This window comes from Nocardioides sp. 503, from assembly GCF_004522095.1.
Taxonomy (GTDB): Bacteria; Actinomycetota; Actinomycetes; order Propionibacteriales; family Nocardioidaceae; genus Nocardioides.
The window spans coordinates 873,961-887,628 of record NZ_SPUI01000003.1; the positions used below are offsets into that span (position 1 = coordinate 873,961).

8 protein-coding genes are annotated in these 13,668 nt (G+C 72.1%); 6 read left to right on the top strand and 2 right to left on the bottom strand.

What is annotated here, in order from left to right; genetic code table 11:
* The first annotated feature begins 91 nt into the window (after nucleotides 1-91).
* The 5 genes from E4622_RS11475 (at nucleotide 92) to E4622_RS11490 (ending at nucleotide 10,684) form a co-directional block, all read left to right on the top strand.
* Nucleotides 92-1,354, top strand: a complete 1,263-nt coding sequence (locus E4622_RS11475; protein WP_134740308.1) for a choice-of-anchor P family protein — start codon at nucleotides 92-94, stop codon at nucleotides 1,352-1,354.
* Between the two features lie 91 nt (nucleotides 1,355-1,445).
* Nucleotides 1,446-2,252, top strand: coding sequence for an IclR family transcriptional regulator (locus tag E4622_RS11480; RefSeq protein ID WP_134740309.1), 807 nt, complete (start codon nucleotides 1,446-1,448; stop codon nucleotides 2,250-2,252).
* A gap of 29 nt (nucleotides 2,253-2,281) precedes the next feature.
* Nucleotides 2,282-4,825, top strand: a complete 2,544-nt coding sequence (locus E4622_RS11485; RefSeq protein ID WP_134740310.1) for a hypothetical protein — start codon at nucleotides 2,282-2,284, stop codon at nucleotides 4,823-4,825.
* A 118-nt stretch (nucleotides 4,826-4,943) separates the two neighbouring features.
* Nucleotides 4,944-7,001, top strand: a complete 2,058-nt coding sequence (locus E4622_RS22775) for a hypothetical protein (RefSeq protein ID WP_167736053.1) — start codon at nucleotides 4,944-4,946, stop codon at nucleotides 6,999-7,001.
* A 137-nt stretch (nucleotides 7,002-7,138) separates the two neighbouring features.
* A complete protein-coding gene (locus tag E4622_RS11490) occupies nucleotides 7,139-10,684 on the top strand; it encodes a (Fe-S)-binding protein (protein ID WP_134740311.1) in 3,546 nt (1,181 codons plus the stop codon).
* Between the two features lie 163 nt (nucleotides 10,685-10,847).
* Here the strand turns inward: E4622_RS11490 and E4622_RS11495 are convergent, their stop codons facing one another.
* Both E4622_RS11495 and E4622_RS11500 read right to left on the bottom strand, forming a co-directional pair.
* Entirely contained in the window at nucleotides 10,848-11,117 is a 270-nt protein-coding gene (locus E4622_RS11495; RefSeq protein ID WP_134740312.1) for a hypothetical protein, read from the bottom strand.
* Between the two features lie 10 nt (nucleotides 11,118-11,127).
* Nucleotides 11,128-12,849: a sodium:solute symporter family protein gene (locus tag E4622_RS11500; protein ID WP_209021932.1), complete on the bottom strand. Its 1,722-nt coding sequence runs from the start codon at nucleotides 12,847-12,849 to the stop codon at nucleotides 11,128-11,130.
* Between the two features lie 214 nt (nucleotides 12,850-13,063).
* On the opposite strand from E4622_RS11500, the gene E4622_RS11505 reads away from it, so the two are divergent.
* Nucleotides 13,064-13,606 carry a pilus assembly protein HicB gene (locus E4622_RS11505; protein WP_134740314.1) on the top strand — a complete coding sequence of 181 codons (543 nt, stop codon included), beginning with the start codon at nucleotides 13,064-13,066 and terminating at the stop codon, nucleotides 13,604-13,606.
* Nucleotides 13,607-13,668 lie beyond the last annotated feature (62 nt).

Consider the following 13,668-nt stretch of genomic DNA (forward strand, 5'->3'; position numbering starts at 1 on the left):
TAAGTTCAGTGCACAGGGGGTAACTGACGTCACACCTGCTCGTTGATCCCCCGTACGTCGGGCGCCTGCCCCATCCCCCCAAGGAGTCCCCATGAAGCGATCTCTGCGCATCCCCTCCGCGCTCCTCAGTGTCGGGCTGGTCGCCGCGCTGACCGCGTCCATGCCGAGCACGGCGGCCGCCCCGGCCCCCGCCGCGAAGAAGGTCGTCAAGACCTCGTTCGCCCTCGGCGCCTCCGGCTTCGGCAGCGTCGCGCGCGGCGGCGACATGCCCGTCAGCTCGGGCGAGGCCACCGCCTACATGTCCATCGGGTGCACCAACCGCGCCGGCGTCAACCGCACCAACTACGTCGCCGAGTCGACCCTGCCCGGCATCGGGAACGTGACCGGGATCCGCACCCGCGTCTGGACCTCCAAGAGCGGCAAGGTCGTCTCGTCGTACTCCACGCAGCGCATCGCCGAGGTCGTCATCGCCCAGGGTGCGCTCGGCCGGCTGACCCTCGAGGGCGTCAAGTCGGAGTCCCGCGCCTTCCACGACGGCTCGCGCTTCCGCACCGAGGCGAGCTCCAGCGTCCTCAAGGCCGTCTACAAGCCGGTCGCCGGTCCCGCTCGCGAGGTCCGGGTCCCGTCCGCCGGTCGGCCGCTCACGATCCCGGGCCTGGCCACGATCCGCCTGGGCGTCAGCCAGTCCAAGCGCATGAGCAACGGCGTGCGCGTCACCACCGACGGCATCGACATCCGGGTGGTGCCCACGCGCACCCGCACCCAGGTCGCCTTCTCCGCGGCCAAGATCATGAGCGGCGCGCGCCACGGCACGTTCAAGGGGTACTCCGCCGGCGTCCGGGGCTCGGCGCTGGCCAACAACGTCAAGGTGGGCCGCACGCCGTACCTGCCGATGCCCTGCACCGGCACCAAGGGCAAGGTGGCCACCCGCGAGACCGCGGGCGCCAACCTCCCGGGCGCGGGGACCGTCAACGGGCTGCGCACCCAGCAGATGGCCAGGCAGACCCGGCACGGCGCGCGCATGTGGGAGCAGGGCGCGGTCGGCCGCGTCCGCCTCGGCAACGGCCAGGTGGTCCTGCGCGGGGTCGTCGCTCGCGCCACCGTCAGCCGCAACGCCAAGGGCCGCCTCACCCGCAGCGCGACCGGCACCATCGGCGCCCTGGTGGTCAACGGCGAGACCCAGCAGATCCCGTCGTCCGGCGTCATCGAGGTCCCGGGCGTCCTGCGGATCCAGGAGAGGGTCGTGCAGCGCCTGAGCGCCGGCGTCATGGTCATCGGCGCCCGGATCACCCTGCTCGACGGCACCGGGGCCGTGATCGACCTCGGCATCGCGCACGCCCAGATCCGCCGCTGACCCCCGCTCGACCGCGACACCCGACCCGACCCCGCCCGGCCTGCCGGGCGGGGTCGGGCACGCTCGGGGCACCTCGGGCACACTCAGGGCCATGCCCCAGGTGCCCGCAGCGACCCGCACCCTCCGGGTCCTGCGCTACCTCGCCAGCCAGCCCGACCCGGTCCCGCTCGAGCACATCAGCCGGGCCTGCGACCTCCCGCGCAGCACGGCGTACCACCTGCTCGCCGCCATGGTCGCCGAGGGCTTCGTGGTGCACCTCGCCGAGGACCGCAGCTACGGCCTCGGGGTCGCCGCCTTCGAGGTGGGCAGCGGGTACTCCCGCCAGGCGCCCCTGCAGCGCATCGCCCGGCACCAGCTCGCGGCGCTGGTCGACCGCACCGGCGAGTCCGCCCACCTCGCCGTCCTCCACGGCCGTGACGTCCTCTACGTCGTCGAGGAGCGCTCCCCGGGCCGACCGCCGCTCGTGACCGACATCGGGGTGCGGCTCCCGGCCCACCTCACCGCCAGCGGACGGGCGCTGCTGGCGGCGCTGCCCCCGGCCCAGGTCCGCGCGCTCTACCCCGACCCCGAGGCCTTCGTGGACCGCACCGGCCGCGGCCCCCGGCGCCCGCCGGCGCTGCGGGCCGTCCTTGCCTCCGTACGCCGCGACGGCCACGCCGCGGAGGACGGCGAGGTGACGCTCGGCTTCGCCAGCGTGGCCGCCGCGGTGCTCGACCACAACCAGCACCCGGTCGCCGCCGTCGCCGTGACCTTCGAGAGCACCGCCGAGGGCACCGCCCCGACCGGGCTCACCGACGAGGTCCGGCGCACCGCCTCCGCGCTCTCGCGGCGCATCGGAGGCCGTGACGCCGCGCCGACTCGCACGTTGGTCCCTCGACAGGACCCCCAGCGTGGGTGATCCTGTCGCCAGTCGACCCAGGAGACCCCATGCGCCGCACCGAGCACCGATCCCGCCGCCACCTCGTCTGGGCGACCGTGGCCTCCGGGGCGCTGCTCGTCGGCGCACTGCAGTCGGTGCCGTCATTCGGCCAGCGGGAGGGCTCGCTGCTCGAGGAGTACGACGCCAGCAAGGTCGCGGCGCTGGAGTCGCTGCCCCACGTCGACCCACCCGGCACGCCGCCGCACGACCACCACGACCCCGCCACCAAGAACGCCGTCTCGCGGGCCGGTGAGGTCGGCGTCGACGCCCAGGACCCGACCACCGCCGCGCAGCGCCGGGCCGGCGCCGCCTACGCCGCGAGCCAGCGGAGGCTCCCCGACCCCCGACTCACCCGCGTGTCGCTGACGGGCCGGCGCACGGCGCTCCCCCGCACCCGCTACGCGATGGCCGGGGGCTGCTACGCGCTGAGCGCGGCGGGCCGCTACGTCGTCCGGACCCCGTCGGGCCTGGCGGTGAGCCGGGTCCGGGCCCCGAAGGCCGCGCCGTTCTACTTCAAGGCCACCGACCTGGGCAGCTACCTCCTCTACGGCGCCCGGCGCGACTTCCTCTCGGGGGCGGGTCTCGCGGGCACGCCCAGCCCCGACGCCGACTGGACGGTGCGCAGGACGGGACGGGGATTCACGTTCTCCCTGCGCGGCGGGCGCAGCCTGCGCGCGGCCGGCGGACGCCTGGCCCTGGGCGCCACGCCGACCCGGTTCGGGCTGGAGCTGGTGCGCGGCTGCACCGCCTACCCCGAGTCGGGCGTCGACGTCACCGGCCGCCCGCACGGCGGGGCCACCCCGATCCAGGAGGTGCGCGGCTACGTCGACGCCCACACCCACGGCATGGCCTTCGAGTTCCTCGGCGGCGAGGCCCACTGCGGCAAGCCCTGGGACCGCTACGGCGCGCCCTACGCGCTGGTCGACTGCGCGGACCACCGCGCCACGGGCGGCAACGGCTCGGTCCTGGAGACGTTCCTCTCCGGCCAGCCCAGCCACGACCCCGTCGGCTGGCCGACCTTCAAGGACTGGCCCGCGCCGGACTCCCTGACCCACGAGGGCACCTACTACCGCTGGATGGAGCGGTCCTGGCGCGGCGGGCAGCGGTTGTTCGTCAACCTGCTGGTGGAGAACAACAAGCTGTGCGAGATCTACCCGCTCAAGCGCAACTCCTGCGACGACATGGACTCCATCCGCCTGCAGGCCAAGCAGATGTACAAGTTCCAGGACTACATCGACGCCCAGTACGGCGGTCCGGGCAAGGGCTTCTACCGGATCGTCAAGAACCCCTTCCAGGCCCGCAAGGTGATCAACTCCGGCCGGATGGCGGTCGTCATGGGCATCGAGACGAGCATCCCGTTCGGCTGCACGTTCAAGCGGGTCCTCGGCAAGGACGTGCCGGCCTGCAGCGCCGCCGAGATCGACCGCCAGCTCGACGAGGTGCACCGGATGGGCGTGCGCCAGATGGAGCTGGTCAACAAGTTCGACAACGCGCTGGCCGGCGTCGCGGGCGATGCCGGGACGACCGGCGTGGTCATCAACTCCGCCAACTTCCTGGAGACCGGCAGCTTCTGGGACATGAAGCACTGCGAGCCCGCGGACGGCGAGACCTCCGACCGCGCCCAGCTCGCGGCCCCCCAGATCGACGACCAGCAGCAGGACGCGCTGTTCGGCGCGATCGGCCAGCTGTTCGGCGGCGCCCTGCCCGCCGTACCTCTCTACGGGCCGCCGGCCCACTGCAACGCGCGCGGCCTGACCACCCTTGGCGAGAAGACGATCACCGGGCTCGCGAAGCGCCGGATGATCTTCGATCCCGACCACCTCAGCGTGAAGGCCCGGCGCTCGGCGGTCGACCAGATCGACCGGATGAACTACCCCGGCATCATCTCCAGCCACTCGTGGTCGACGCCGGACACCTACCCGCGGATCTACAAGCTGGGCGGCTTCATCACTCCCTACGCCGGCGACTCGACCGGCTTCGTCGGCAAGTGGCGCCGGCACCTGGGCTGGGCGGACAAGCGCTACTACTTCGGCTTCGGGTTCGGCGCGGACATCAACGGGCTCGGCGCCCAGGGCGACCCCCGCGGGGCCGGCGTCGCCAACAAGGTGCGCTACCCGTTCCGCGGCCTGGGCGGCGTCACCGTGAAGCGGCAGACCGCCGGCAAGCGGGTCTACGACATCAACAAGGACGGCGTCGCCCAGTACGGCCTCTACCCCGACTGGATCGAGGACCTGCGCAAGGTCGCCGGCAAGCAGGGCGGTGCCATCGTCGACGACATGTCGCGCGGCGCGGAGGCCTACCTGCAGATGTGGGAGCGCACCGAGGGCGTCAAGCCCGACTCCTGCCGCAACCCCGGGCTGCGCAAGCCGGTCGCCAAGGTGAAGCGGCTCGTGCGCCGCGGGATGTCCACGACGGCCGTCATGCGCGCCGTGGGCCAGCCCTACCAGCGGCTCGGGAGCACCTACCGCTTCTGCGCGAAGAGCTCGACCCAGCGCAAGGTGGTCATGAAGGTGACGTTCACCCGCGCCGGGCGGGTCCAGCGCCTGCGCTGAGGTCCCGCGACGCACGCGAGCCGCGCGGTGGCGCGGCGACGGGATCCGTCGTTCGCCTGCGGAAGGGCTAGGAGGGTGCTTGCATCGGTCCCTCCTGCCCCCGTCCCGAGGTTGACCCGTGCCCCTGCGCTCCCCCCGCCCCCGTCCCGCCCTGGCTCTCGCCGTCGTGGCGATCGCGGCGACCCTGCCCGCCCTCGCCCCGCCCACCGCGACCGCCGACCCGGCGACGCCCGTGGCTCCGGCGTTCGCCGTGTCGGAGTGGAGTCGCAGCGACTCCAGCCGGCTCCCCGACCTGGCCTACTCGCAGATCGAGCTCTCCTCCAACGCGACCTACGGCATCGGCACCGACGGCCGTCTCTACTGGGCGGCCGACTACTACACGGGCACCACGCACGCCACGCCGTCGTTCGCGGAGAGGATCGTGGACGTCGCGGTCGGGCAGTCGTTCGGTCTCGCGCTCGACGACACCGGTCACGTGCACGTCTGGGGATCCGGGCTCGCCCTGGACGAGGAGGACGCCGCCACGACCTACCGTGACGTCACGGCGTACCAGTCGCAGGCCATCGGCGTCACGACCGACGGCGAGCTGCGCCTCTGGGGCACCGACTCCAACCTGAACGAGCTGGACTTCGACCCCGACCAGCTCGCCGGACGCGAGTTCGTCTCCGCCGACACGTCGTACGGCGGCTCGGTCGCCCTGACCGACGACGGCAAGACGGTCTCCGCGGGCGGCTTCCTCACCGCGTCGTACAGCAACGCCTTCCCCGCGGACCGCGCCGACGAGACCGTCGTCGAGGTCGACCTCGGCAGCCAGAACGCGATCGCCCTGACCGACGAGGGCGAGGTGATCGCCTGGGGCGCCGGCTACGAGGGTCAGCTCGACGTGCCCGCCTCCCTCGCCGAGGAGACCGTCGTGGCGGTGTCGACCGGATTCTGGTGGTCCGCGGCCGTGACCGCGGACGGCGAGGTCGTCACCTGGGGCGAGAAGGAGTACACGGAGCTGCCGCCGCTCCGGCCGGACGCCCGGGTCGTCGGCGTCGAGCTCGATCGCTACCGGTCCGCGCTCACCTACGCCCGGATCGGCGCGCTCGAGGCACCGACGCTGTCCGACGACGACCCGGTGGTCGGCACGCCCGTCACCGTCGAGGGCGGCGTGTGGTCGGTGGAGCCCGACTCGGTGAGCTACGCGTGGGAGGCCGACGGGCAGCCGCGCCCGGAGACGAGCGGAACCTTCACCCCGACCGCCGGCGACCTCGACGCGCTGCTGTCCGTCACGATCACCGCCCACAAGGAGGGCTACCTCGACGGGGTCGTGCGGGTGGACGCCGACGGCTACGTCGCGCCCGGGAAGTTCGAGACCGCGCCGGCCGTCACGGTGGGCGGCGTCCCGCGCGTCGGCGAGTGGCTCGTCGGCACCCTGGAGGCGGACGCCTCCCCCCTGCCCGACTCCTACGACTACCAGTGGCTGCGCCAGTCGGAGGGTGAGGGCGGCCCCCGCCTGGACGCCATCGAGGGAGCCGACGGACTGGTCTACGAGCCCACGCCCGCGGACGTCGGGCACGTCCTGACCCTGAGGGTCACCGCCGAGCGCGACGGCTTCGTCCCGGCCTCGGGGACCGGCTCGGCCGCCGCCCCCGTCAGCCTCGGCACGATGACCGGAGGCGTCGTCACCGTGACCGGCACGCCCCGCGTGGGTCGCTCGCTCGCCGTCACGACGCAGGCCACCGAGCCGGCCGCCGAGAGCACGTCGTACGCGTGGCGGCGCAACGGCGTCGCGATCCCGGGCGCCACCAGGTCGACGTACGTGCCGCTCGCGCGCGACCTCGGCGCCCTCCTCACCGTCGTCGTCACGACGACGACGACCGGCTACGAGCCCGCCTCCGCGACCTCGACCGGGGTCAAGGTCGGGCTCCCGGCGGCGAAGCTGGCCATCAGCGCGCCCGCCAAGGCCGTGCGCGGCAAGCGGGTGACCGTGACCCTGAGCAGGCTCGCCCCCGGCGAGGCCTGGACGCTGCGCCTGGGCGGCAAGGTCGTCGCCCGCGGCAAGGCCACCGCGCGCGGCACGTCCGTCGTACGACCGAAGGTGCCGAAGGCCGTCGGCCGCAAGGTCCTCGCGCTCACCGGGTCGTACGCCGACCGCTCGGCGACCCGGCCGCTCAAGGTGGTCGCACGCTGACACGACGCGAGGTAGAAGTTACCGCCGGGTAGGATCCCCTCACCCGGATGTGGCACTGACGGGGCGGGCCGGGACCTCTAGGCTCGCCTCGTCTGTCGCCTCTCGACCGGCAACCGTTCGACGAGGAGTCCTCGCGCATGCAGATCGTCGCCATCGTTGTCTCGCTGGCCATCGCCGCCGTCGGCATCACCCTGTTCGTCAGGGCGATCCGCGCCATCCTCGCCACGCTCAGGATCGGCCAGCCGGCGTCGCGCACGGACAACCCGCTGAGCCGCACGCTCGTGATGCTCAAGGAGACGCTCGGCCACACCCGGATGCTCCAGTGGACGGTCGTCGGCATCGCCCACTGGTTCGTCTTCGTGGGCTTCGGGCTGCTGTTCTTCACGCTGCTGACGGCGTTCGGCCAGCTCTTCGACCCGGAGTTCGCGCTGCCGCTGGTCGGGACGTTCTTCCTCTACGAGTGGGTCACCGAGCTCTTCACGGTCGTCATGATCGTCGCGATCATCGGCTTCATCATCTACCGCTCGCGGCGGCCCAAGGAGCGCACCCGCGGGGTCAAGGGTCGCTTCTGGGGCTCCACCATGTGGCAGGGCTACTTCGTCGAGTCCGTCATCCTGGGCGTCGGCCTGTGCATCGTCACGCTGCGCGGCCTCGAGTACGCCCTGCTCTCGCACGGCGCGGACACCGACCACGCCTCGGCCCTGCACTTCCCCTTCACGTTCTGGCTGGGCGAGGCGTTCTCCGGACTCTCCGTCGGCACGCTCGAGAACCTCGTCTACCTCGTCGCCATGCTCAAGATCGTCATCTCCTTCGCGTGGATGATCACGATCTCGCTCAACCTCACGATGGGCGTCGCCTGGCACCGGTTCTCGGTGTTCTTCAACATCTGGTTCAAGCGCGAGTCGTCCGGGCGCACGGCGCTCGGCGCCATGAAGCCGCTCACCTCCGACGGCAAGGCGATCACCCTCGACGACATCGACGACCTCGACGAGGACTCCAAGCTCGGCGTCGGCGCCATCGAGGACTTCAGCTGGAAGGGCATCCTCGACTTCTCGACCTGCACCGAGTGCGGCCGCTGCCAGTCGCAGTGCCCTGCGTGGAACACCGAGAAGCCGCTGTCGCCCAAGCTGCTCATCACCGCGCTGCGCGACCACGCGTTCGCGAAGGCGCCGTACCTCCAGGCCGAGGGCGACGAGGCCCGGGCCGCGCTCCTCGAGGGCAACGACACCCTGACCCGGGAGGTCGAGCGCCCGCTGGTCGGCGACACCGGCGACGACTGGTTCTACATGCCCGACAGCGGTGCCGCGGTCATCGACCCCGAGGTGCTGTGGAACTGCACGTCCTGCGGCGCCTGCGTCCAGCAGTGCCCCGTCGACATCGAGCACGTCGACCACATCATGGACATGCGCCGCCACGCGGTGCTGGTCGAGTCGAACTTCCCCGCTGAGCTCAACGGCCTGTTCAAGGGCCTCGAGAACAAGGGCAACCCCTGGAACATGTCGCCCAACGCGCGCATGGACTGGGCCAAGGGCCTCGACTTCGAGGTGAAGGTCGTCGGCGAGTCGATCGAGTCGCTGGACGAGGTCGACTGGCTCTTCTGGGTCGGCTGCGCCGGCGCCTACGAGGACCGCGCCAAGAAGACCACCCGCGCGGTGGCCGAGCTGCTCGAGATCGCCGGGGTCAGCTTCGGCGTGCTCGGCAACGGCGAGACCTGCTCGGGCGACCCCGCGCGCCGCGCCGGCAACGAGTTCGTCTTCCAGGGCCTGGCCCAGCAGAACGTCGAGACGCTCAAGGAGGCCAAGGCCAAGACCGTCGTCTCGACCTGCGCCCACTGCTTCAACACGCTCAAGAACGAGTACTCCGACTTCGGCATCGAGCTCGAGGTCGTGCACCACACCCAGCTGCTCAACCGCCTCGTGCGGGAGGGCAAGCTGACGCCGGTCAACGACGGCGCCGGCGCGCACAAGCGCTCGATCACCTACCACGACCCCTGCTACATCGGCCGCCACAACGGCGTCTACTCCCCGCCGCGCGAGCTGCTCCAGATCCTCCCCGGCGCCGAGTTCGTCGAGATGGAGCGCAACTCCGAGCGCTCGTTCTGCTGCGGCGCCGGCGGCGCGCGCATGTGGATGGAGGAGAACACCGGCGAGCGCATCAACGTCAACCGCACCAACGAGGCCGTCGGCACCGGCGCGGACCAGATCGCGGTCGGCTGCCCGTTCTGCCGCGTCATGCTCTCCGACGGCCTGACCGCCGCCCAGGCCAAGGGCGAGGCCCGCGAGGAGGTCGAGGTCCTCGACGTCGCCCAGATGCTCCTCGCCTCCGTCAAGGGCGAGCAAGCCACCAAGCTCGCCCCCGGCGCGGGTGCCGCCGGCGCCGCGGCGACCGTGAAGGACGCCGACAAGGACGAGGCCACCAAGGCCGAGCCCGAGGCCGGCGACGACACGATCACCGAGGACACGGTCGTCGCCACCGAGGACGCCGGCCCCCTGGCCAAGGCCTCCGGTGGGTCGTCGCTGTTCGACGACGAGGAGGCGAAGTCGCCGGACGACGTGGAGTCCACGCCCGACGAGGCGCCTGCTGGCAAGGCGTCGGGCGGGTCGCTGTTCGACGACCCGGCGCCGAAGGACGAGACCGAGGCGCCGGCTGAGAAGCCCGCCGAGAAGACGGGCGGCTCGCTGTTCGACCTGGGCGGCGACGACGAGCCCGAGGCGACGTCCGCACCGCGGCCCGAGGCCGAGGCCCCGGCGGAGACGAAGCCCGAGCCCACCACGGACCTCGCGTCCGGCGGCGGCTCGCTGTTCGACCTCGGCGGCGACGCCGAGGAGCCGCAGGCGGAGGCCGCGCCGGAGGCGGAGGTCGAGCCGGAGGTCGAGCCGAAGACCGAGGAGCCGCAGGCGGAGGCCGCACCGCAGGTGCAGCTCGGCTCCGGAGGCGGCTCGCTGTTCGACATCGCCTCCCCCGAGCCCGTCGCCGCCCCCGCGGCGAAGCAGGCCGAGCCGGAGCCCGCCACGGACCCGGAGCCGGCAGCGACGCCCGAGGCCGCGCAGCCGACGGCCGAGATCCCCGAGTCGGGGTCGCTGTTCGACATCGCGGCGCCCGAGCCGGCCCCCGTGCAGGCGAAGGCGGCGCCCGAGCCGGCCGCCGAGCCCGAGCCTGAGCCCGAAGCGAAGGCCGAGCGCGAGCCGAAGGCCGAGCCGGCCGCGAAGGCAGCCCCCGCCGCAGCCGCACCTGCCGCGGAGATCCCGGAGTCGGGGTCGCTGTTCGACATCGAGGCCCCCGCCCCGTCGGCGCCCGCGCCCCAGGCCGAGGCCCCCGCCGAGCCCGAGCTCGAGCCGCAGGCGGAGGCGGAGGCGGACGAGCCCGAGCCGCAGGTTGAGGAGCCGAAGGCCGATGAGCCGAAGCCGGAGGAGCCGGAGGAGAGCACCTCCCCCGGCGCCGCCCTGAGCGCCGCCGCGACCTCGCTCGCCAGCGACGACGAGCCGACCCCGGAGCCCGAGCCGGCCGAGGCCGAGCCCGAAGCGGCCGAGCCCGAAGCGGCTGAGCCCGAGCCCGCCGAGGCCGAGCCCGAGGCGGCCGAGCCCGAGCCCGAGGAGAAGCCGAAGCCAGCGAGCTCCGGTGAGGCGCACCAGCCCAAGACCGACGTCGACATCAGCGACTCCGGGTCCCTCTTCGACCTGTGAATCGCTGACCGACCCAGCCTCAGCCTCAGCCCCGCCCCCGGCCGCACGAGGGGGGCCCGAGCGCGCGGATGGGTCGTGTGCCGGAGACCGCGCCCACGCGCCGCCTCCGGCACACGACCCGACCCGCGCGCTCCGGCCCGCGCGGGAGCTACGCGTCCTGCTCCTAGGCGGCGGAGTCCTTCGAGTCCACGTGCTCGGGGACGACGACGGGACGGATCCGCGCCCAGGCGATGAACACCACGCCGAAGGCGAGCATGACCAGCCCCGCCCACAGGTTGGCGTTGGGGCCGCCGGTCTTCTCGGTCTCGGGGTCGCCGAAGAGACCCATGAGCGTGAGGATCACGCCGTAGGCCCCGATCAGGCCGCCGATGATGTTGCGGATGTCGAAGGCGCCGGCCTGGTGCTTGCGCTCGGGGGTGTGGGTGGGAGACATGCGGTGCTCCTCAGAAGACGAAGTTCAGGACGATGACGATGGCGAGCGCGACACCGGCGAGCGGCATCGTACGGCGGTACCACGGGAACGTCGCCTCGTTGGCGTCGACCAGGTCCTCCCGCGGGGTCTCGGAGTAGACCAGGCCGCGCAGCTCCTCCGGCGGCTTCGGCTTGGTCATGAGCGAGACGACGACGCTCACCACGATGTCGACGACGAACGCCGCACCGGCGGCCACGAAGGACGCACCCTGCCCGCTCAGCGAGATCCAGCCCTGGCTGAGGCTGCCGAGGACGTCGGTGGAGATGATCGCCACGACGATGGCCGCCAGGGTGCCGCTCACGAGGCCCGTCCAGCCGGCCGTGGCGGTCATCCGCTTCCAGAACATGCCGAGGATGAAGGTGGCGAAGAGCGGGGCGTTGAAGAACCCGAACAGCGTCTGGAGGTAGTCCATGATGTTCGAGAAGTTCGACGCCAGCTGCGCGGTGCCGATGGCGACGACCGTGGCGCCCACCGTGGCGAGCCGCCCGATCTTGAGGTAGTAGGAGTCGTCGCGGTCCTTGACGAAGTACCGCTCCCACAGGTCGTAGCTGAAGACCGTGTTGAACGCCGAGATGTTGGCCGCCATGCCGGCCATGAACGCCGCGAGCAGGCCGGCGATCGCCACGCCGAGCAGGCCGTTGGGCAGCAGGTCGCGCATCAGCAGGATCAGCGAGTCGTTGTACTGGACCGTGCCGCCGGCACCGCCCGAGACGGTCTCCCCCGCCTTGGTCTTGGCGATCTCGGTGACCAGGACCGCCGCGATCATGCCGGGCAGGATCGTGATGAACGGGACCAGGATCTTGGGGAAGGCACCGATGATCGGGGTCTTGCGGGCCGAGGAGATGGAGTCGGTGGCCATCGCGCGCTGGACCTCGACGAAGTTCGTCGTCCAGTAGCCGAACGAGAGCACGAAGCCGAGACCGAAGACGATGCCGATGACCGAGAGGAAGTCGGAGTTGAAGCCGGTGAGCGCCGTGCCGGGCCAGGAGTTGAGCTGGTCGGCCGCCGGCGGGGCGCCGCCCGTGCCGGCGTTCTCGGTGATCCTGTCCTTCAGCCCGTCCCAGCCGCCGACCTGGTGCAGGCCGAGCAGCGTGAGCGGGAGCAGCGCCGCCACGATGACGAAGAACTGCAGCACCTCGTTGTAGATCGCCGCCGAGAGGCCGCCGAGCGTGATGTAGGACAGCACGATCGCCGCCGCGACGAGCAGCGCCACGAGGAGGTTCCAGCCGAGCAGCGCCCGGATGATCGTGCCCAGCAGGAAGAGGTTGATGCCGGCGATCAGGAGCTGCGCGACGGCGAACGAGATCGAGTTGACCAGGTGGGCGCCGGTGCCGAAGCGGCGGAACATGAACTCGGGGACCGAGCGCACCTTGGAGCCGTAGTAGAACGGCATCATCACGACGCCGAGGAACAGCATCGCCGGGATGGCGCCGATCCAGAAGTAGTGGACGGCGGGCAGCCCGAACTGGGCGCCGTTGGCCGACATGCCCATGATCTCGACCGCGCCGAGGTTGGCCGAGATGAACGCCAGGCCGGTGACCCAGGCCGGCAGCGAGCGGCCCGACAGGAAGAAGTCGACCGAGTCCGAGATCTGGCGCCGCGCCACGACGCCGATCCCGAGGACCACGCCGAAGTACAGCAGGATGATCAGGTAGTCGACCCAGCTGGCCGAGATGATGGTGTCGCTCGCCATGGCGACGGGGACGGACAGGGAGCTCGCCATCGAGCGGCCTCTTCTCTACCGATCCAGTGGGGCGGCCCGTACGTGGACCACGAGTCCGTTTCCCCGCGGACGGCTGCCTGAAACACGGTTGTCACCTCCGGTCTCGGCCGGCGATGTCATCGCGACACCATTCTGATGTCACTGATGCTTGACATGACGTCACTGTGGCGTCAGAGTGGTGCCTATGGACATCACGCCGTACGTCGACAGCCTGCGCCGGGACCTCCTCGCCGCGGCCGAGGGCGCGGGGCCGGAGGCCCGGGAGGTCGCCGAGCGCCTCGGCTTCGCGCTCGACCCCGCCGCCCGCCTCGCCCTGATGGAGGCGATCTCCCAGGCGGCCTCGGAGATCACCGCCGAGATGCCGGCCGGCGGCGTCGACGTACGCCTCAACGGCCGAGAGCTCGACTTCGTCGTCGACGCGCCCGCCCTCGTGCCGCCGGCCCCGCCGGGGCCCCCCGCCCCGCCGGCGCCCACCGGCGAGACGGAGGAGGACGGCGGCGTCGCCCGGATCACCCTCCGTCTCCCCGAGGCGGTCAAGACCCGCGCGGAGGACGCCGCGGCGCAGGCCGGGCAGTCGCTCAACACCTGGCTCGTCAACGTCGTCCGCTCGGCCACCCACCACGGCTCCATCAACGTGGACATCGACCTGTCCAGCATCCCGTTCCTCGGGAGGGACCACTTCGGCGGCGGCACCAAGCCCGGTCGCCGCATGACCGGCTGGATCTAGCAGACCCCACCCACCCACCCGGGACCGGCGACAGGCCGGTCCCGCGGACGAACACACCCGAA